Here is a 19,876-nt window from a genome sequence, read left to right as displayed (position 1 = left end):
ACAACTAGCCTATTTCTCGCCAATATAGATATTTGCAACCCCAAAAGTTAACGGTATGATTCTAGCTTTTGTAAAGCCAGCCTCCTTAAGTAAGGCTATAAAATCGGCACCACTTGGAAATGCCTCTACCGATTCGGGCAAATAGGTATAGGCTGAACTATCTTTAGAAAAGAATCGCCCTACAAAGGGTAGTATTTTAAAGAAGTAGAACTTATAGAGCTGCTTAATCGGGAATTTTGTTGGCATAGCAAACTCCAAGACTGCTACTCCCCCACCCGATTTCAGGACACGGTGCATCTCCCGAAGGCCTAACAACGGATTTTCGAAATTGCGAACACCAAAAGCTACTGTGGCAAAATCGAAGGTGTTGCTATCGAAGTTGATGGTTTCCGAATCACCTTGCTGAAGATATATTACATTGTCCAATCCTCGCTCCTTTACCTTGTCGATGCCCACCTCTACCATCTTAACGGCAATGTCGATACCAACGATGTTTTGAGGGTTAAGCTTAGACAGCGCGATGGCAAGATCGCCGGTGCCAGTTGCAACGTCGAGAATTCGAGATGGCTTGTACTTACCAACCTCTTTTACCAACCTTTTACGCCAAAGCTTATCGATTCCTAATGAAAGGAAGTGGTTTAGAAAATCGTACTTAGGTGCAATATTATCAAACATGCTTGCGACCTGCTCCTTCTTTGTCGACTGTGAGTCTTCGTAGGGTTTTACAACCTTTTTTGATGCCATTTTCTTTATGTTATTCTGGAATGCAAAGGAAACCTTCTTTTTTAAATCGGCAATAAAACCGTATGAAACATCATCAATTCTAATTTCACCTTTAGTTACATGTCCCAGCAAAGTAGCTGATACACCACTCTCCCCTACATAGTCAAGAAATTGCACCTCGCGATCGTCAGAAACAACCAGAACGGCACGCCCAATAGAATCATCGAATAAAAAACACTCTGGCGTTTGTTCGGAATCGCTGGTTATATCGAACCCGAGATTCTGGCTTTCGCCCATTGAGAATAGCGAGTAGAAAAGCCCTCCTTTCGAAATTGGAGCGATCGCACTCACCAGCTTTAGGCTAACCAAATGGGGAATGATGCCGCTCGAAAAAAGCAGTTCCGGATCTTGTGCAGCCCCTCCCGAACGAAGGTTTAGCATGTAGATAACATCACCCTTTTGCTTGAAGCCCGACATCAACTCGCCCACCTTCTGATCTAGCCTGGAGACCAGCCCCAAGGACAGCACGTAGGCGCTCGACAGGCAGGCGATCTCTTCCCGCTCAATGCGGCATTGGATGGAAAAGATATCGAAGAACCGGGTCAGTTCGTCAACCACCCGTTGCCCTTCTCCCGCATTCCGAGGTCGCTCGAGGAGCCGGACTAGCGCCAACGCGGGTTTCGCGCCGTATGCTTGATGCTCAAAAATCACCCTTAATGTTGAGTCCAGGTCGCCATCGCCACCGGGCACCAGCGTATTCAACGAAACGAGGAAGCGGCCAACATCCTTTACCGCAAAATACGAGGCATACGGCGAACGGGCAAAGCTGGCCTGATGCGTATTCATGCAGGGATCAAATCGAGCGGCGAGCTGGCTGCCCGATACGTACTCCATGTTTTCGAGCACATCCTGAATTGTGCGCTCGGCTGGCCGACGGGATGGTGCAGCGGCGGTATCGAATTGGGCGAACCCCACCGCCGAGTTGCCGTAGAACTGGTACTGAATGGCGGCAAGGATGATCTCGTCGAGGAGGATGGACGAGAAATGGAGCGTTTCGCCCTTCCGTACAAGAATGCTTTCGCCCACCCCCTCGGAGAGAACCCCGCAGGAGGTGAGGCTAAAGGAGCTGCAGGCCTCCTCGAACCTTTCGGCATCGGAGAATGGGACGATGCACAAAAAGGCCTTCGGCTGGATGGCTGCCGCCAACAAATCGGCATTCAACGAGAGCTTGTAGCCGAAGTGGCTCGCCATTCGGACGACGTACCCAAAGTCGGCCTCATCCCTTACCTGACAGTAGGCAATAGCGGCCCCCTCTGTGCCGAACGAGCTTAAGATACGGAGGAAATCATACTCCCCCTCTAAGCGAATGGCCGACTCCTCGCCTACGGTAACGGCATATACGTGGTACTTCGGCTGCGTAAGCGCCGAGGCCTGCGCATCGTAGGCTGGCTCGACATCCAACGAAAAAAGAATCGGCTTGGTGAGGTTATCGGCCAAGGCCAGCTTCGAGTCCACCACTGCGCATCCGCTCAAGGCGTAGTACTTCGCGGTAAGGTCTATCAGCTTTTCGATATGGAAGGTCGCCCGGTTGTGCGATGGCACCACCCCCGAAAGCAGCGAGAACAGGGGCCTGGGGTTGCTCAGCACGATGGAGGGGAACTCTACCCCATGGGCCGCAATCGTGCTGTGGCGGATTCGGAAGCCAAGGGGCAGCCCAGCGAGCAGGCTATCGGAGGGCGAGTGGGCAACGCAGTAGGTAAACAGCGCCCGAAGGGCGCCCTGCTCGGCCTGGGTAAGCCGGCCAAAATCGTCAACCTTTTCGGCCAAAAAGCGGCTGTACTGGTCGACCTCGTGTCGTGTACTATTCTCTCTGATTGTTGGCATAGGTAGCGCTTTACCTCCAAATATAAGAAATACCTACGAGTTATGTGGCTCTACGCTAATTTATTGGTTTCTGATGTAAAAAAAGCAATCCACGCAGCGCGCCACCTATCGCTCGCGGGTAGCCACGCCAGCGCTGCACCGCCTTAGGCCTTCACCGGCATGGCGCAGCCCGATGGAGCAGCTTCGCGGGCCTTGCATGGCCATTTCTCCGCCTTGCATCCCTACTCGCAGGCCTCCGATGGGGGAATTTCCACCAGCAATTGCTGAAATTAGTCATCCATTAGTGGAATTTGCACAACGAAGTGAGCAAATTAGTCAATCGCTAGCTGAATTTAGTCATTGCGATGAGTAATTTCATCATTAGCTAGTTGAATTTAGTCGAAGTGATGATGAATTTAGTCATCTGCTGGTGGAATTTAGTCATTCATTGGTGGAATTTAGTCGAAGCATTGAGTAATTTAGTCATCTATTGGTGGAATTTAGTCGAAGCTTCGTGGAATTTAATCATCCGTTGGTGGAATTTAGTCAAAGCTTCGTGCAAATTAGTCATTCACTAGTGGAATTTAGTCAAGGCGTCGAGCAATTTAATCATCTACTGGTGGAATTTAGTCAAATCAATGAGGAATTTAGTCATTTGTTGCTGGAATTTAGTCCAAGCATTGAGTACTTCTAGGCTACGACGGTGCAATTTCAGCAGTCCATGGTACTTTTTCGGGAGCTACAGACCTTTGAAGGGACGTAGCAGGGGGAGGCTTACCCAATGCAGCCTCCAAGAGCGCCGATTACGGAAGGGGATCTACCAATACAGCGCCCTCCGAGGTCCAACAGGCCAAGTCAGAAGCAGGTAGCGCGCAGGCAGGGGGCGAGCATCAGCCTGCGATGGAGGGTGGAATTTCTGAGCTAGCCGAGTAATTAACATTTCATACATCTGCCTAGCAGGCAAGCACTTTATGTGGAACGCTGGCAAAATTGCATCACCCCCCAGCAGCGCTATCAAAAACCTTTTCGTACATTTGCCCCACTTATATATACAACCGCTCAATAACACACAAACAGACCAAATGAAAAAAATAGCACTTGTTACTGGTGCGACTTCTGGAATTGGCCGGGCCACTGCTCTTCTTCTCGCAGAGAACGGCTACAATCTTATAATCACCGGACGGCGTACTGAGCTTTTAGACAACTTAAAGAAGGAAATTGAGGTAAAGTTCAAGGCAGATGTTCTTCCGCTTTGCTTCGACATCAGGGATAAGGAGCAGGTGGATAACGCCATTAGCACCCTCCACGAACGCTGGAAAAAAATTGATGTTCTGATTAACAACGCAGGGCTGGCCGCCGGGCTTAGCCACCTCCAGGATGGCCTAGAGGACGACTGGGAACGCATGGTGGACACCAACATTAAGGGGCTGCTGTACATCACCCGTAGGGTTGCCCCCATCATGGTCGAGCATAAGTCGGGCCACATCGTTAACATTGGCTCGATTGCCGGCACCGAGGTTTACGAGAATGGAAACGTGTACTGCGCCACCAAGCATGCCGTAAACGCGCTCACCAAGGCCATGCGCATCGACCTCCTGAAATCGAACGTTAAGGTAACGCAGATACGCCCTGGGATGGTGGAGACGGAGTTTTCCATCGTACGGTTCCATGGCGACGAGGAGATGGCCAAGGGCGTTTACGCGGGCATCACGCCGCTATTTGCCGAGGATATCGCGCAAACCATCATGTTTGTGCTAACTAGGCCTGCCCACGTTAGCATCAACGACATCGAGGTTACCCCTACGCAGCAAGCTAGCGCCATGTATGTAACCCGAAACCTATAGCAAAGCATACCACCAAACAGGAAGAGGCCGCCACGTGCGGCCTCTTCCTGTTTGGGCACCATCTGCATATTATTCGCTATATTGCCGCTCTACAATAACTATTGTTTCACTACACATCAGCTACCATGCTTACAAAAGTTCAATTGGCCATCGCAATGGCCGTTGTTTTGCTAGGAGCCTCGTCGTTTAAGCCCGAGGGTGCCGACACCTTTCCAACAAGCGCAGGCAAGCTCACCGTAACCCTACTGGGGCATGCCAGCCTGCTGTTTCAGGTTGATGGCAAGAACATCTACGTAGATCCCTGCAAGGCATTTATGAAGCAGGAGAACCTTCCGAAGGCCGACATCGTCATCGTAACCCACAACCACTTCGACCATCTCGATGCAAAGGAGATTGAGCAGCTTTCCTCCAGCACCACAGTCGTAGTGGCACCAGAGCAGTGCAGCGCCATAAAGCCGACGGTTATCCTAAAGAATGGGCAGAAAAAAACGATTAGCGGCATAGTTGTAGAGGCAGTGCCCGCCTACAACATACAGCACAAGAACGAAAAGGGAGAGCTCTTTCACCCCAAGGGCGACGGAAATGGCTACGTGATAACCATAGGTGGTAAACGGTTCTACGTTGCCGGAGATACCGAGGATATCCCCGAAATGGCGAGCTTAAAGAAGATTGATGTCGCCTTTCTCCCCGTTAACCTCCCCTACACCATGGATGCTACCATGTTCGAGCATGCCGTAAAGATGGTAAAGCCCACAATCGTATATCCCTACCACTATAAGGGGACGGATCTTACCGAGGTTAAAAAGAGGCTGAAAGGCATAAAAGGCGTAGAGGTCAGAATTAGGAATATCTACTAACCTTCTCGACCCTACTTCTTGGCAAATACCTTATAGAACGCTTCTAATTGCTCCTTCGTTCCAAGCACGAAAAGCTTTCCGTGGGGTTCGAGAGGGATGTCGAGCGTAGGGTTGATTAGAATTTCGCCGGCTGCAGTCTTGTAGCCAATAATGCTCACCCCAGTAGCCCTTCGGATATGCAAATCGTGGATAGGCTTACCCCAGGTCTCCTTCGAGAATATAGAGCCAAGTATCTCCCTGTAGTTGCCCGAGGCGCTATCGTTAAAGGAAAGCAGCCTCCAGAATGCCGAGATGTCGGGTTTTACAACCAGGTTTGCCATAAGGTTGCCCCCAATCTCCTCGGGTCGAATAACCGCATCGGCTCCAGCTTTTAGCATTTTATCGTACGCACTTTCCTGAGAAGCTCTACTAATTACTCGAATAGCAGGGTTAAGCCCCTTGGCGGTAAGAATAACAAAGACATTATCGGCGTCGGAAGGGAGGGTGCATATAATTGCCTTGGCATTCATAATACCAGCCTCGATAAGGCTCTTTTCGTCGGTTGCATCGCCAGCTACCATAACTAGGTCGTCCAGTTTAGGAGATTTCCGCTCACCCTTCCTGTCAACCACCACAATGTCCGAATCGGTAGACATTAACTGATAGCAGGCCGAACGTCCTGTTCGCCCTAATCCACAAATAATAACATGATTTTTCATTTTCTTGATTTTTCTCCGTAGATACTTGTGCAAAAAATACCGCCGAGCATCACCCTCTACAAAAGAATGGCTAATGAGGGTAACAGAATAAGCAAAAACACCAAGTGTTGTAAGAATTAGGAGAGAAGTGAAGATTCGCCCCATGTCGGATAACGGATGGACCTCCGAAAAGCCAACGGTTCCTATTGTAATTATGGTCATGTAGATTGCGTCGAGCAGCCTGTAATTTTCGATGTAAACAAAACCAACGGTGCCGACTGAGATTATCCCTACAATAAGAAATATTGGACGATAAATCTTGGTAACCCTAAAGAAGTTAAACATTGTATGCCAATTTTGCCCCGTAAAGGTAATTAAATTAGCATATAGGCGATATACAAAAGAGAAGCAGCCCAACGTATTGGGCTGCTTCTCTTTTTTTAAGCGATCAATTTCCAACTAACATCTAAGCGATTTATGAACAAACTTTCAATACTCGCTTTTCGTAAACTTCATGGTGTTTTAACAAGTTGAAAGTCTCAAAATAAGCATCCGGTATCACAACGAAACCCTTTTTTGAGAAATTCTCATTCTCTCAGTCACAAATGTATGCTCTTTTTTAGCCTCCCAGCATGGCAAGTTCACCAATTACGACATGCACTAGTAAAAACAAAACAGCCTAAAACATCAAAACACTAAATTTAAACACTATACAAAGCGCAAGCGTTTGCATGTCGCTGTATTTTATGCATTTTAGCATTGCTTTTTTCACGTAACCTTCCATTCGCAATAACCATCCCTACTCTTTTTGAGGTTTACATGACGTTTTAGTACCTTTGAATGACGTCCTAAAAAGCATGAAACATGAACGAAACTATTAAATGCATCTTCGAAAGAAAGAGTGTGCGCCAGTACACTAAGCAACCTGTAGATCGCCAAACGATAGAATTACTCGTAAGGGCAGCAATGGCAGCACCATCGGCAAAGAATAGGCAGCCTTGGTCTTTTATTGCAATTACAGAGAAGGAAATGCTCAACCAACTTTCGGCAAGCCTTCCCTACGCAAAAATGGTAAAAGATGCTTCTTGCGCTATTGTGGTATGCGGAGATCTTTCCAAAGCCAAAGAGGAAGATAAAGACAAGTGGGTGGTAGATTGCTCAGCAGCAACCGAGAACCTACTTCTTGCGGCAGAGTCGCTTGGGTTAGGAGCCGTTTGGACGGGCGTTTACCCTGATATGGATAGGGTTGAACTTGTAAGCAAATGCTTGAATCTCCCAAAATATGTTATCCCCCTAAATGTAGTTCCTGTTGGGCATCCTGAAGGCGAAAACAAGCCGAAGGATAAGTATAAACCAGAGCGACTAAAGTGGGAACGATGGGAATAAAAGCGTCAAGACGAGAATCAGAGAATAATAAAAGACTCGTTTACTTTCTAGCTTATAAGCCATACGGTATGCTATCTCAGTTCAGCAGGGAGGGTGATAAGCACACCCTTGCTGATCTTGGCTTCAACTTTCCCAAAGACGCCTACCCTGTTGGAAGGCTAGATCACGATAGCGAGGGCTTGCTTCTTATCACCAACGACAAGAGCCTAAACAGTCGGCTTCTGAATCCAAAACATCACTACAAAAAAACGTACTTGGTGCAGGTAGATAGGGAGATTACAGATGATGCCATAGAGCAGCTACGCAAAGGAGTTACCATAAACGTTAATGGAGAATACAGAACTCGTCCTGCTATAGTTAATCGAGTTGCAGAGCCAGATCTTCCAGAAAGAGTTCCTCCAATCCGATTTAGGATAAACGTACCTACAAGTTGGATAGAGATAACCATTACAGAAGGGAAGAATAGGCAAATAAGAAAGATGACAGCGGCTGTTGAATTCCCTACTTTACGGCTAGTAAGAAGCGCTATTGGACCATTAGTCATTGACGGCATGAATCCGGGAAATATAAAAGTGCTTACCGAAAAGGAGGTATCAACTCTGATTGATATACAATAACAGGATTAATAATTTCAGCCTTTAAAGCATCTGTAATTTGCCATACAACCAACAATCGGTCAAGAAAACTGCGAAAAAGTAAAAGTTTTCAGGAAGTATCGTGTCTAAAGACCATTAAATAGTGTATAAATCAACAGTCCATGCAATCTACTAAGTTAGTCTACAAAACAACAATGCTAATTCTAGCATGTTCCATTCTACTTGCATCCTGCTCCGATAAAAAGGGAGGAAAAAAGGATAAAGACAAAGACAAGAAACCATTGGCAGTTAATGCGCTTGTTGTCAAACCATCGAAATTAGAGGATGAGGTATCGCTTAATGGTACTCTTTTGGCAAATGAGCAGGTAGAGCTAAAGGCAGAAGCACAAGGGAAAATTATCGTCCTTAATCTTGTAGAAGGATCCTCCGTTCGAAAAGGAGCCCTCCTCGCAAAGCTCAACGATGCAGATCTGCTAGCCACATTGAAACGCCAAAAAGCACAAGAGGCTCAGCAAAGCAACGATGAGAGAAGAAAAAAAGCCCTCCTAGCCGTAAACGGAATAAGCCAGCAAGATTACGAGCAGGCAAAAACTTCGCTCGATGCCATCCGTGCCGATATCCAGATGACCCAAGCCCAAATTGCAAAAACAGAAATACGAGCCCCATTCGATGGAACCGTAGGTCTGCGCGCAGTTAGCTTAGGTGCCTTCGTCAGCCAAAGTAATACAATAGCAAAGCTGATACAAACTCACCCCCTAAAAGTCGAGTTTAATCTACCAGAGCGTTATTCCATGGTAGTAAAGAAAGGTCAGACAATCGGCTTTACCGTGGAAGGGGACAACTCTGAATACAAGGCAAAGATCTACGCAATAGAACCCGAAATAGATCCCATGACTAGAGCCGTAAAGGTTAGAGGACTTGCATCGAATGCGAAGAATATACTTTTGCCAGGTTCATATATTAAGGTAAACATTCAGTTAGAAGGAGGAAATGCGCTTCTTGTTCCTGCTGAAGCAATAGTTCCTCAGCTAGGATCTCAGAACTTATACGTAGCAAAAGGTGGCAAAGCGATGCTCACCAAGGTTAAGACTGGTTACAGAACAGGAACCCAAGTTGAAATAATTGAAGGTATTGCTCAAGGCGATACGGTTATTACCACAGGTTTAATGATGCTCAAAGACGAAAAGCCTGTAAATGTTACTGTAAAATAACCGATTCTTAACCATTCAATTCTTTGCCATGAGCATTTACGCAACAAGTATAAAACGTCCAGTTTTAACAATGGTGTACTCCATTGTTATAGTCCTTTTCGGGTTTGTTGGATTCAAGTTTTTGGGAGTTCGTGAGTACCCCAGCATCGATCCGCCTGTTGTTACCGTAGCGACAACCTATACGGGAGCAAACGCCGATGTTATTGAAGCGCAAATAACCGAACCCCTCGAAGCATCAATCAACGGTATCCAAGGCATCAAGTCGCTTTCTTCGTCGTCTTCGGATGGAAGAAGCCGTATCACCGTAGAGTTTGAGCTTGGTAAGGATATGGAAAGTGCAACCAACGACGTACGCGACCGCGTTTCGCAGGCTATCCGCCTTCTTCCCAAAGATGTTGACCCTCCCGTCGTATCGAAAGCCGACGCCGACTCCGATCCTGTAATAGCATTCTCCATACAAAGCAACAATAGGGGCTTGCTCGAACTTTCCGACTTAGCCAATAACGTGCTCAAAGAAAGGCTCCAAACCATAAATGGGGTAAGCCAGGTTGGCGTTTGGGGTGAGAAGCGCTATGCGATGAAAATAGAGCTCGATCCCGAAAAAATGGCAACCTACAAGGTTACCCCAAGCGATATCAGAAACGCGCTTGCCAAGGAGAATATCGAGCTGCCAGCAGGACGAGTTGAGGGATATAACGTAGAGTTAAGCATCAGAACGTTAGGACGACTAACTAGCGTAGATGATTTTAACAACCTTATTATAAAGGATATTGAAGGCTCCAATATTAAGCTCCGAGATGTTGGCGTTGCCAGCCTAAAGCCCGAGAATGAGCGAAGCGTCAACCGTGGGAAAGGGCTCGTTCCTCAAGTTGCCGTTGCCCTGATACCTCAACCAGGATCGAATCAAATAGAAATAGCCGATGAGGCATACACGCGCATAGCCCAGCTAAAAAAGGAGCTACCAAAGGATATCAGCATTACCCCTGTTTGGGACGTCACCAAAAATATCCGAAAAGCCATATCGGAGGTAGAGGAAACCATACTACTCGCATTCCTGCTTGTGCTGCTGGTAATATTCTTCTTCCTGCGCAGCTGGCGAACAACGCTAATCCCAATAATCGCTATCCCGATCTCGCTTATCGGCAGCTTCTTTGTGATGTACCTTGCCGGATTCTCCATCAACATACTTACACTGCTGGGAATTGTGCTTACCACAGGGCTTGTGGTGGACGATGCCATTGTGGTGCTCGAGAATATCTTTAAGCGCATCGAACGCGGCGAGGACAACTACTCGTCGAGCATGGAAGGAACGAAGGAAATCTTCTTCGCCATTTTGTCGACGACCATCACCCTTATTGCCGTTTTCTTCCCGATTATCTTCCTCCAAGGCGTCACAGGGCGACTATTCCGCGAATTTGGTATTGTGGTGGCATCTTCGATTCTTATATCGTGCTTCGTATCGCTAACCCTAACGCCTATGATGTGCGCCCGGGTTCTTAAACACAAGAAAAGCGAGAGCAAGTTCTACCAGTTTTCGGAGCGATTCTTCGAATGGCTAAGCAGCAGCTACCGCCGGGGGCTCACCCGATTCGTGAGTATCAGGTGGGTTGCCATCGTCATCATGGTTGTTTCGTTCGTGATTATTGTTGTTATTGGGAAAATGCTCCCATCGGAGCTTGCCCCACTCGAGGATAAAGGTCGTGTATCGATAATGGCAACTGCCCCCGAAGGTACCGGATTCGAAAAGATGGATAGCTACATGCTGGATCTGGCCCAAGTTGTTGATACAATACCCGAAGTAGAAAGCATTATAGCCCTAACAGCTCCTGGAAGTGGTAGCGCAAACTCGGGCTTTATCAGAATATCGCTGGTATCGGCATCAGAGCGCTCGCGAAGCCAGCAGCAAATTGCCGACGCGCTATCGGAGGTTACCAAAAAGAACAACTTTGCCAAGTCGTTTGCCATTCAAGACCAGACCATCAGCACAGGACGTGGCGGTGGAATGCCCGTTAGCTTTGTAATACAGGCACCCAACTTTGAGAAGTTGAAGGAGTACCTCCCAAAGTTCATGGATAAGGCGCAGGCAAGCTCGGTATTCCAAACCGTCGACGTCAACCTGAAGTTCAACAAGCCAGAGCTGCAGATTAAAATCAACAGGGATAAGGCTCGCTCGGTTGGCGTAACGGTAGCCGACATTTCGGAAGCGCTACAGCTATACTTTAGCGGCCAGCGCTACGGCTACTTCATCATGAACGGCAAGCAGTACCAGGTGATTGGGCAGGCCTCGCGCGACCTACGCGACGACCCCAACGATATCAAGAGCATATTCATCCGCAGCGATTCTGGTGAGCTGATCCAGCTAGGCGAGCTCGTTTCGACCATCGAGGAGAGCACTCCTCCACAACGCTACCGCTACAACCGCTACATCTCGGCAACCGTATCGGCAAACCCAGCCCCTGGAAAAACCATGGGGCAAGGAATCGACGAGATGCGTAGCATTGCGAAGGAGACGCTTGACGACTCCTTCTCCACCACCCTGTCGGGCATCTCGCAGCAGTTCGAGGAGAGTTCCAACAGCCTTTACTTTGCGTTTATACTTGCAATAGTGCTGATCTATCTGGTTCTGGCGGCCCAGTTCGAGAGCTTCCGCGATCCGCTCATCATCATGTTCACCGTTCCGCTGGCGCTGGCAGGTGCGCTGCTCTCGCTCTGGATATTCGGGCAAACGATGAACATCTTCAGCGAAATCGGCATCATCATTTTGGTGGGTATTGTAACCAAAAACGGCATCCTGATCGTAGAGTTCGCCAACCAAAAGAAGCAGCTAGGCATCAACATTCGCACGGCGGTTATCGAAGCTGCGGCACTCCGCCTTCGCCCCATCCTGATGACCAGCCTTGCTACAGTATTCGGAGCAGTGCCTATTGCGCTTGCCCTTGGTGCCGCCTCTACCAGCCGTATTCCGCTGGGGATTGTCGTAATCGGCGGCCTACTCTTCTCGCTTATCCTAACGCTTTTCGTGATTCCGGCCCTATACACCTACATGTCGAGGAAAACGGCGAACATTAGGCACGACCAGGATCAGGATCATGAGAAATTTGGTGAACAAACATCCATAGAATAATGAAAAAAACGCTACTCATACTCCTTGCTACCGCAGCACTCGGCGGGACTAGCGCCTCGGCTCAAGAGGTGCTTACCCTAAAGGATGCGGTAAGGCTGGGGCTCGAAAACGGGTACTCGATACAAATAGCCAAGAACAGCAGCAGCATTGCAGCCAACAACAACACCTACGGCAATGCCGGCTTCCTGCCCCGCGTTGACGCCACCGTTGGCGGCAACATCAAGGCATCGTCCGACAAGACCACCCGCCTCGATGGCTCCACCACATCGGCAAGCCCCCGCACGCTTAATGCCAACGCTGGGGTATCGCTCTCGTGGACGCTCTTCGACGGCATGGGCATGTTCATCGCCAAGGAGAAGCTCGACCTCCTGCAGAAGCAGGGCGAAACCACCCTCCGGGTAAACATGGAGAACTCTGCGGCGCAGATCATATCTACCTACAACGCCATCGTTCAGCAGAAGCAGCTGATAAAGGTTTTCACCGAAACCATGAGCATCTCGGAGCAGCGGGTGAGGATCGCCCAAACCGCCAAGCGGGTTGGCTCGGGGTCGGATGTTGCCCTGCTGAAAGCCGAGGTGGACTACAAGAGCGACAGCTCGAACCTCGTTCAGCAAAGCCTCGCCCTACGCAACCTGAAGGCCGACCTCAACCAGCTGCTGAGCAGAGCACCAGAAACCGCATTTGAGGTAGAGGAGCAGCAGCCAACGGCTGGCCCCATCGCCTACCCGGATATCGCCGCTAAGGCAATGGAGCAAAACCCCAGCCTGATAGAGGCACGCCAGGAGCTGAGCATCCAGCAGCTGGGCGTAAAGGAGGTAAAGTCGATGGCGATGCCCTACGTGACACTCAACTCCAGCTACACCTTCAACAAGTACAGCTACACCAACGGAAGCTACGACGCGCTCCGTTCGCACGGGCCCTACGTTGGCGTTACGGCAGGCGTAACGCTCTTCGACGGGTTTAACATCCGCCGCAACGAGCGCAACGCGCAGCTGCAGGTAAGCAGCATGGAGGTACGGGTTCAGCAGCTCGAGCAGGAGCTGCGCACCAGCATCCTAAAGACCTACAACGCCTACACCACCGCGCAGTCGGTTGTGGAGATCGAGCAAAAGTCGCTGGAGCTGGCGCAGAAGAACCTCACCATCGCCCTAAAGGCCTACGAGCAGGGGTCGATCAGCGACATCGACATGCGCGAAACCCAGCGCAGCTTCGTGGATGTATCGTACCGGCTGATCAACGCGCAGGTTAACCTGAAGAATACTGAGGTGGAGCTCCGCCGGATATCGGGCACCCTCACCCTCCCCGACCAGCAGTAGAAAGCATACGAAAAGGCGAACCGGATATCGGGTTCGCCTTTTTTATTCCCCAACCGACACCGATTTTCCCGTTCCGCCATAAGGCAGCATGCCAATTCGAAGTCCGTTTTCCCCTTTGCAGCACGACGGAAGCCCACCTGCTCCTGCGTTTATCCTTCTGGCGCCCTTCGGAACCCCAACGGCTCTTCGTTTCTGGGCTTTGTCAAATTTGTATTTTTCATCACATAAAGCGCAATAAATTTTGCAAGTGTATTTTTAATGCATAAAGTAGCATCGCAAAATTTACAAATGTATTTTACATCACCAATACTGTTATACATAAAATGCAAATGTATTTTTCAAGGCACAGTTCTCATCACAAAGAATACACTTGTATTTTTCATGCCGCAACTATCTTCACTAAGAATACAGCTGCATTTTTCACATCAACTATTGTCTTGAAAAATACATAATGATCGAAGGGGCTAAACCACGAGTAGTTGCCCTGCTGCAGCCGTACGATACCCCCAAACGGGTACAGCTTGCCCTTTCGGCGATTGGCAGAGGACTGTCGGCAAAAGCAGTTAACCTCCTGTAGCTTTTCGAAAACACATTAACGCTTTCGGATGCCCCTCTGCGGCGAGCCAAAGGCAACATTTGCTACATTTGCGGCTCACCAAAACTCAATTCATGAGCAACATCAAAACAATTATCTTCGACCTCGGCGGGGTGCTTGTCGACTGGAATCCGGAGTACGTGTACCGCAAGATATTCGACAACGACGAGCAGAAGATGAAGTGGTTTCTCACCGAGATCTGCCCCTACAGATGGAACGAGCCCCAGGATGCCGGCAAGCTGTGCCAGGTGGCTACCGCAGAGAAGGTGGCCGAGTTCCCCCAGTACAAGGAGTGGATTGAGGCCTACTACGGCCGCTGGGAGGAGATGCTGGGCGGACCGCTCCACCAAACGGTGGAAATCCTGAAGACGCTGAAGGAGAACCAGGAGTACCAGCTGCTGGCCCTTACCAACTGGAGCGCCGAAACGTTTCCAACGGCCCAAAAGCACTTCGACTTCCTCGGCTGGTTCGACGGGGTGGTGGTGTCGGGCGAGGAGAAGACGCGCAAGCCCTTCGACGACTTCTACCAGATCCTCTTCGACCGCTACTCGGTAACCCCATCGGAGGCCGTATTCATCGACGACAACAAGGCCAACGTAGAGGCAGGGCAGCGCCTCGGGCTCAACGCCATCAACTTCCGCGATGCCGAGCAGCTAAAGAAGGAGCTGGCCGCCTTCGGGGTAAACCTCTAGCAAAACCTGCACTAGCCAACCATTCGACAATACCACTATGACAAAGAAGATACACCTACGCAAGGCGCTACTAGCAGCAGGGCTGCTGCTCCTGGCAGGCGGCGCTGGCGCACAGCAGAGCTCGCTGCTCTGGAAGGTTACCGCCAAAGGTGCCGCTAAGCCAACGTTCATATTTGGGACCATCCACGCGCTGCCCCAGTCCAAGTTCTTCTTCCCCAAGGCAGCCGCCGAGGCGCTGAACGCATCCGACCGGCTGGTGCTCGAAATCGACATGGACGACGCCCAAGAGCTCTCCTCGCTTCCCGCGCTGATTGCGGCCAAGGGAAAATCCATCAAGGATTTCATGACGCCAGAAGAGCTAGAGAAGGTATCGCGCTACATGGCCGATTCGGCAGGCATCCCCTTCGAGCAGGTGGCCGCGCTTAAGCCGTTCGTGTTTACCAGCCTGCTGCTATCGAAGGTGGTGGGCTCTACCCCCGCCAGCTACGAGGAGTACCTGCTGGCGCAGGCAAAGCAGGCCAACAAACCCATTGACGGCATCGAAACGGTTGCCGAACAGGTGGAAGCCTTCGACCGCCTGCCGTTCGACAAGCAGGTGAAGCAGCTGGTGGAAATGATCTCCGACATGAGCAAAACCAGGCAGCAGTACCAGCAAATGGTGGCGGCCTACACCTCGCAGCAGCTCGACCAGATTGCAAAAATGTCGAAAGAGGAAAACAAGGAGTACCCAGAGTTCGATCAGGTACTTATCACGGATAGGAACACCAAGTGGATTCCCCGACTAAAAAAGAAAATTGATGCCGGAAGCTGCTTTATTGCCGTTGGCGCGGGGCACCTTCCCGGCAGCAACGGCATCCTGGAGCTGCTGAAGAAAAAAGGCTATACGGTAGAACCCGTTGCCATTAAGTAAGCAGGCATGATAAACAAAAAAGCGCAGGGGATAACCTCTGCGCTTTTTTGATTTATGGTAGAAACAAGTTCACTACTCGCTGCATTTCACCATTTCAACGTACTCGTCGTACCCCCTCGCCCTTAGCAGGCAGGCGTTGCACTTGCCGCACCCGTAGCCGTAGCGGTTCATGGTTAGCTCAGCATTGTAGCAGGTAAGGGTTTTATTAATGATGATATTGATATCCCCGCAGAGATCGGCAAGCATAAAGGTCTCCGCCTTGTTAAGCCACATGATTGGGGTTTCGATCTCGATGTCCACCTCGCTAGCCATATTCATGGTAGCCTTTGCCGACTGGATGAAGTCGTAGCGGCAGTCGGGATAGCCCGAGTAGTCGGTTTGGCAAACGCCAGTAACAAGCGTGTCGAAGCCTATCTTTTGGGCAAAAGTATGGGCATAAATCAGGAAGATAAGGTTTCGGTTGGGGACAAACGAGGCGGGAAGGCCACGGGTGGTCTCCGCATTCACATCGTCGCCTTTCGTCAGCAGGGCCGACTCGTTTAGCTCGGCAAATTGCACCGACAGGTCAACCACCGTTTGCGCTACGCCCAACTGGGAGCAGATGTCGGCCGCCAGCGTCAGTTCCACGCTGTGGCGCTGCCCGTAGCTAAAGCTGATAGCACGAACCTCGTCATACTTCTTCAGGGCCCAAAGCAGGCAGGTGGTGCTATCCTGTCCACCCGAGAAGATCACCAAAGCCTTCTTTCCCGTTACCTGCTTCTCGAATATTTCTAATGCTGTCATTCTAATTTCTTCTTAAGCGTACGCCGCACAAATTTAGCGCAAAAAAAAGAGGACCTGCGAAATCCTCTTTTCCGATATTCTAGTTAAAGTATCGTCCTATCTTGTTGATGGCCGACGGTAGCGCAAACACCACCACCCTATCGTAGGGAAGAATGACGGTGTCGCCGGTAACAATCAGGCTTAAATCGCCACGAACCAAACCACCAATCATTGCATCTTTAGGGAAGTTAATAGTTTTAACAGGCCCGCGAACCGCAGGGCTACCCGGCTTTACGATAAACTCCATCACCTCGGCATCCGATCCCGAAAGAACCTTTATGGACTGCACATCAGTGCTCATGGTAAAGCGGTAGATGCGACCAGCCGTAATCAGTTTCTTGTTGATTACCGTATCAACACCAACACTCTCCGCTAGCTTAATGTAGTCGAGGTTCTCGATTTCGGCAATTGTTTTATTAACGCCTAGTCGCTTGGCAAGCATGCAGGCTAGGATGTTGGTTTCCGAGTTTCCGGTAACCGCAATAAAGGCGTCAACATGCTCGAGCCCCTCCTCAATAAGGAAGTCAGAGTTACGGCCATCGCCATTCAGCACCAAGGTATTTGGCAGCTCGTCTACAAGCTTTTGGCAGCGCTCGCGGTTAATTTCCACCATCTTAACGCCTACCTTATTCTCCAAATCACGGGCAATCCATATCCCGATACGGCTTCCTCCAAGAATCATCACGCTCCGAACCTCGATTGGCGACTTACCCGTATACTTTACCAGCTCAGGAGCCCCCTTTTCGTTGGTAATAACGTAAATAATATCGCCAACCTTAAATCGTTCGGTAGCCGTTGGTATTATGGTTTCACCATTACGCGAGATGGCAACCGCCCGATAGTTTAAATCGATACGAGAAGCCGATGCCTGCAGCAACGTTTTATTAATAATTGGGGATGATTCTTCGAGCTTAAATACGACTAGTTTCAGCTTCTTATTGGCGAAATCGACGAATTCGGTAGAGAACGACTGGCTAAGAAGATCAACCACCTCGCGACCCGCAATTTTCTCTGGATAGTAAAGGTAGTCGATACCCATATCCACAAACACCTCCTTGTTGCTGGGCAACAGGTATTCGTTCTTATCGATACGCGCAATTACCTTCCGGGCGCCAAGCCTTTTGGCTAGCGATGCCGAAATGATATTTGTCTCCTCCGAAGGAGTAACCGCAATAAACAGATCCGCCTTTTCGACCCCAGCCTGCGAAAGCATTTCGAACGAAGATGGGCTTCCAGCAATGCAGGGCACATCGACATTAGCAGCAAGCTGCTTGCGCCGCTGATCGTCGTCATCAATCACCACTAAGTCGTGATACTCGTTACTCAGCATCTTTGCAAGGTGGGTTCCCACCTCTCCTGCTCCTGCAATTATTATTTTCATCCGATAATTATTTATTTCTCAGAGGTCGGATGGAACTCGAATATTGGCATTTCAAGGGTGCTTGTGCGTTCTGCCAACATGCTCGTTTCATTGCTGCGAAATTACGTCCTATCCTTGCTTACTCTTGTAATCGGCGCTATACTTACCCTTTGCCATTGCGGCAAGCTTACCTTTCACAAGCTTCTTTCTTAACGGAGAAAGCCGATCAACAAAGAGCAAACCGTCCAAATGGTCGTACTCGTGCTGAATTATTCTTGCAGCGATACCGCCGTATACTTCGGTGTACTCTACAAAGTTCTCGTCCTGATATTTAATCTTTACGGTTGCTTCACGGTAAACATCTTCGCGCACCCCAGGAAGGCTTAAGCATCCCTCATTAAATGGCCATGGTTCACCGCTACGCTCCAATATTTGAGGATTTATAAAGGCCTTCTTAAAATTTTCCAGTTTGGGATCATCTTCCGCAAAACCACTTCCATCAATTACAAATACACGAACTGATTTCCCGACCTGAGGAGCTGCAAGACCAACTCCATCGGCATGGTACATCGTTTCCCACAGGTCCTTTAAAAATGTATCTAGTCCCTCATAGCTTGGATCGATATTCTCTGCTACTTTCTTTAGAACAGGCGATCCGTAAACAAAAATTGGCAGTATCATTGGTCTAAAATTTTCGTAACTCTTTGCTCTGCATGTACGACTGCAAGATAATTGTAGCGCTAACCATATCCACCAGCGACTTATCGCGCCTATCCATCTTCTTTACGCCACCATCCAAAATAGCCTGATGCGCAATCTTCGAAGTAAAACGCTCGTCGTATGCTTCAACCTTAATCTGTGGAAAATGTTTAGCCAGCTGCTTAAGAAAGGGTTTTATGTACACCATCGACTCCGATTCACTATTGTCCATCTGCTTGGGCAGCCCTATAACAATACAATCGACGCTTTCTTTACCCAAATACTCCTTTAAAAAGGTAATAACCTGATTAGATGCGACAGTACAAAGTCCTGTTGCAATAAGCTGCATCGGGTCTGTAACCGCAATGCCAACCCGTTTCTTTCCATAATCAATAGCTAGTAGTCGTCCCAATGCTGTTTAAATAAGCTGCAAAGTTAAAAAACTAGCCAATTAATAAGGCGGATTGCCAAATCTTATTTTGAACTCGTTAATTTGCTCGGCAGATAGATTAAAAGTCTTTCCACCATGCATGAAGATTTCTCCCTTTGAGATGATCTCTACTTTTTTCAGATTTAGCAAGAGGTCGTTGGCAATCCTAGAAAATTTGCTGTCCAATAGTGTATCCTCAAGGGTATCTATGTCTTTTTCAGAAACAATACTTCGCCCCTCGATGGTATAAGCAATAACACCACCATCCTTCGACTCAAAAGCCAACACCTCTCCCAAATCCACCACTTCTAGCCCCCTCTCAGTTGGCAAACAAAGCTTATTAGGAAGCTCATTCCCTAAGTTTTCAAACAAAACGGTGTACTGAAGAGATGAATTCCGTACTATTCCCCTATTGTTTTTCACCTTATCAATAGCCTTGGTTAAATCATCCTTGCAAACTGGCTTTTGAATAAACTCAATTGCACAGTACTTTAGCGCCTTTATCGCCAAGTGATTGTATGCGGTAACAAAAACGAGCTCAAAATTACGATCAGGAAGTGCTTCTAGGATATCAAAACCGGTACCATCAGGCATCATAATGTCAAGGAATACAACATCAGGGTTATGTTCAACAATCACCTTCTTAGCTTCATTTATTGACATTGCTGTTGCTACGATATTCAAATCTTCGCAATACTTATTAAGCATAATACTTAGCGATTCCACGGCGGCTCGCTCGTCATCTACAACAATCGCCTTTATTACATCCAT

At 48.8% G+C, this 19,876-nt stretch carries 16 protein-coding genes; 9 read left to right on the top strand and 7 right to left on the bottom strand.

Annotation, left to right across the window (positions count from 1 at the left end):
- Positions 1-9 precede the first annotated feature (9 nt).
- Positions 10-2,607, bottom strand: coding sequence for a bifunctional demethylmenaquinone methyltransferase/2-methoxy-6-polyprenyl-1,4-benzoquinol methylase UbiE (gene ubiE / locus ACHZA1_RS13205; RefSeq protein WP_320052339.1), 2,598 nt, complete (start codon positions 2,605-2,607; stop codon positions 10-12).
- A gap of 1,061 nt (positions 2,608-3,668) precedes the next feature.
- Here ubiE and ACHZA1_RS13200 point away from each other — a divergent pair.
- Entirely contained in the window at positions 3,669-4,430 is a 762-nt protein-coding gene (locus tag ACHZA1_RS13200; RefSeq protein ID WP_320052338.1) for an SDR family NAD(P)-dependent oxidoreductase, read from the top strand.
- Between the two features lie 125 nt (positions 4,431-4,555).
- A complete protein-coding gene (locus tag ACHZA1_RS13195) occupies positions 4,556-5,287 on the top strand; it encodes an MBL fold metallo-hydrolase (protein ID WP_320052337.1) in 732 nt (243 codons plus the stop codon).
- Between the two features lie 11 nt (positions 5,288-5,298).
- On the opposite strand, the gene ACHZA1_RS13190 is transcribed toward ACHZA1_RS13195, so the two are convergent.
- Positions 5,299-6,309, bottom strand: coding sequence for a potassium channel protein (locus ACHZA1_RS13190; RefSeq protein WP_320052336.1), 1,011 nt, complete (start codon positions 6,307-6,309; stop codon positions 5,299-5,301).
- Between the two features lie 519 nt (positions 6,310-6,828).
- Here ACHZA1_RS13190 and ACHZA1_RS13185 point away from each other — a divergent pair.
- From ACHZA1_RS13185 to ACHZA1_RS13155, 7 genes are all read left to right on the top strand, one after another.
- Complete coding sequence (locus tag ACHZA1_RS13185; protein ID WP_320052335.1) at positions 6,829-7,350, top strand: nitroreductase family protein; 522 nt, start codon at positions 6,829-6,831, stop codon at positions 7,348-7,350.
- Positions 7,351-7,418: 68 nt separating this feature from the next.
- Positions 7,419-7,967: a pseudouridine synthase gene (locus ACHZA1_RS13180; RefSeq protein WP_320052334.1), complete on the top strand. Its 549-nt coding sequence runs from the start codon at positions 7,419-7,421 to the stop codon at positions 7,965-7,967.
- Positions 7,968-8,107: 140 nt separating this feature from the next.
- Complete coding sequence (locus ACHZA1_RS13175) at positions 8,108-9,157, top strand: efflux RND transporter periplasmic adaptor subunit (RefSeq protein ID WP_320052333.1); 1,050 nt, start codon at positions 8,108-8,110, stop codon at positions 9,155-9,157.
- Between the two features lie 28 nt (positions 9,158-9,185).
- Positions 9,186-12,281: an efflux RND transporter permease subunit gene (locus tag ACHZA1_RS13170; RefSeq protein ID WP_320052332.1), complete on the top strand. Its 3,096-nt coding sequence runs from the start codon at positions 9,186-9,188 to the stop codon at positions 12,279-12,281.
- Positions 12,281-13,597 carry a TolC family protein gene (locus ACHZA1_RS13165; RefSeq protein ID WP_320052331.1) on the top strand — a complete coding sequence of 439 codons (1,317 nt, stop codon included), beginning with the start codon at positions 12,281-12,283 and terminating at the stop codon, positions 13,595-13,597. The genes ACHZA1_RS13170 and ACHZA1_RS13165 overlap by 1 nt, the downstream gene beginning before the upstream one ends.
- 669 nt (positions 13,598-14,266) lie before the next feature.
- Positions 14,267-14,884 (top strand): HAD family phosphatase, encoded by a 618-nt coding sequence (locus tag ACHZA1_RS13160; RefSeq protein ID WP_320052330.1) that lies wholly within the window; start codon positions 14,267-14,269, stop codon positions 14,882-14,884.
- 37 nt (positions 14,885-14,921) lie between these two features.
- Complete coding sequence (locus ACHZA1_RS13155; RefSeq protein ID WP_320052329.1) at positions 14,922-15,794, top strand: TraB/GumN family protein; 873 nt, start codon at positions 14,922-14,924, stop codon at positions 15,792-15,794.
- 72 nt (positions 15,795-15,866) lie between these two features.
- Here the strand turns inward: ACHZA1_RS13155 and queC are convergent, their stop codons facing one another.
- The 5 genes from queC to ACHZA1_RS13130 all read right to left on the bottom strand — a co-directional run bounded on the left by queC (position 15,867) and on the right by ACHZA1_RS13130 (position 19,876).
- The gene (queC, locus tag ACHZA1_RS13150; RefSeq protein WP_320052328.1) at positions 15,867-16,577 is read right to left on the bottom strand and encodes a 7-cyano-7-deazaguanine synthase QueC; all 711 of its coding nucleotides are present in this window, start codon (positions 16,575-16,577) and stop codon (positions 15,867-15,869) included.
- A 79-nt stretch (positions 16,578-16,656) separates the two neighbouring features.
- Positions 16,657-17,997 carry a Trk system potassium transporter TrkA gene (gene trkA / locus ACHZA1_RS13145; protein ID WP_320052327.1) on the bottom strand — a complete coding sequence of 447 codons (1,341 nt, stop codon included), beginning with the start codon at positions 17,995-17,997 and terminating at the stop codon, positions 16,657-16,659.
- A 108-nt stretch (positions 17,998-18,105) separates the two neighbouring features.
- Entirely contained in the window at positions 18,106-18,657 is a 552-nt protein-coding gene (gene def / locus ACHZA1_RS13140) for a peptide deformylase (protein ID WP_320052326.1), read from the bottom strand.
- 4 nt (positions 18,658-18,661) lie between these two features.
- The gene (gene ruvX / locus ACHZA1_RS13135) at positions 18,662-19,087 is read right to left on the bottom strand and encodes a Holliday junction resolvase RuvX (RefSeq protein ID WP_320052325.1); all 426 of its coding nucleotides are present in this window, start codon (positions 19,085-19,087) and stop codon (positions 18,662-18,664) included.
- Between the two features lie 39 nt (positions 19,088-19,126).
- Positions 19,127-19,876 (bottom strand): response regulator, encoded by a 750-nt coding sequence (locus ACHZA1_RS13130; protein ID WP_320052324.1) that lies wholly within the window; start codon positions 19,874-19,876, stop codon positions 19,127-19,129.

The sequence above is a fragment of the uncultured Acetobacteroides sp. genome (assembly GCF_963667355.2).
Taxonomy (GTDB): Bacteria; Bacteroidota; Bacteroidia; order Bacteroidales; family ZOR0009; genus Acetobacteroides.
This window is presented reverse-complemented; position numbering and strand designations above follow the sequence as displayed.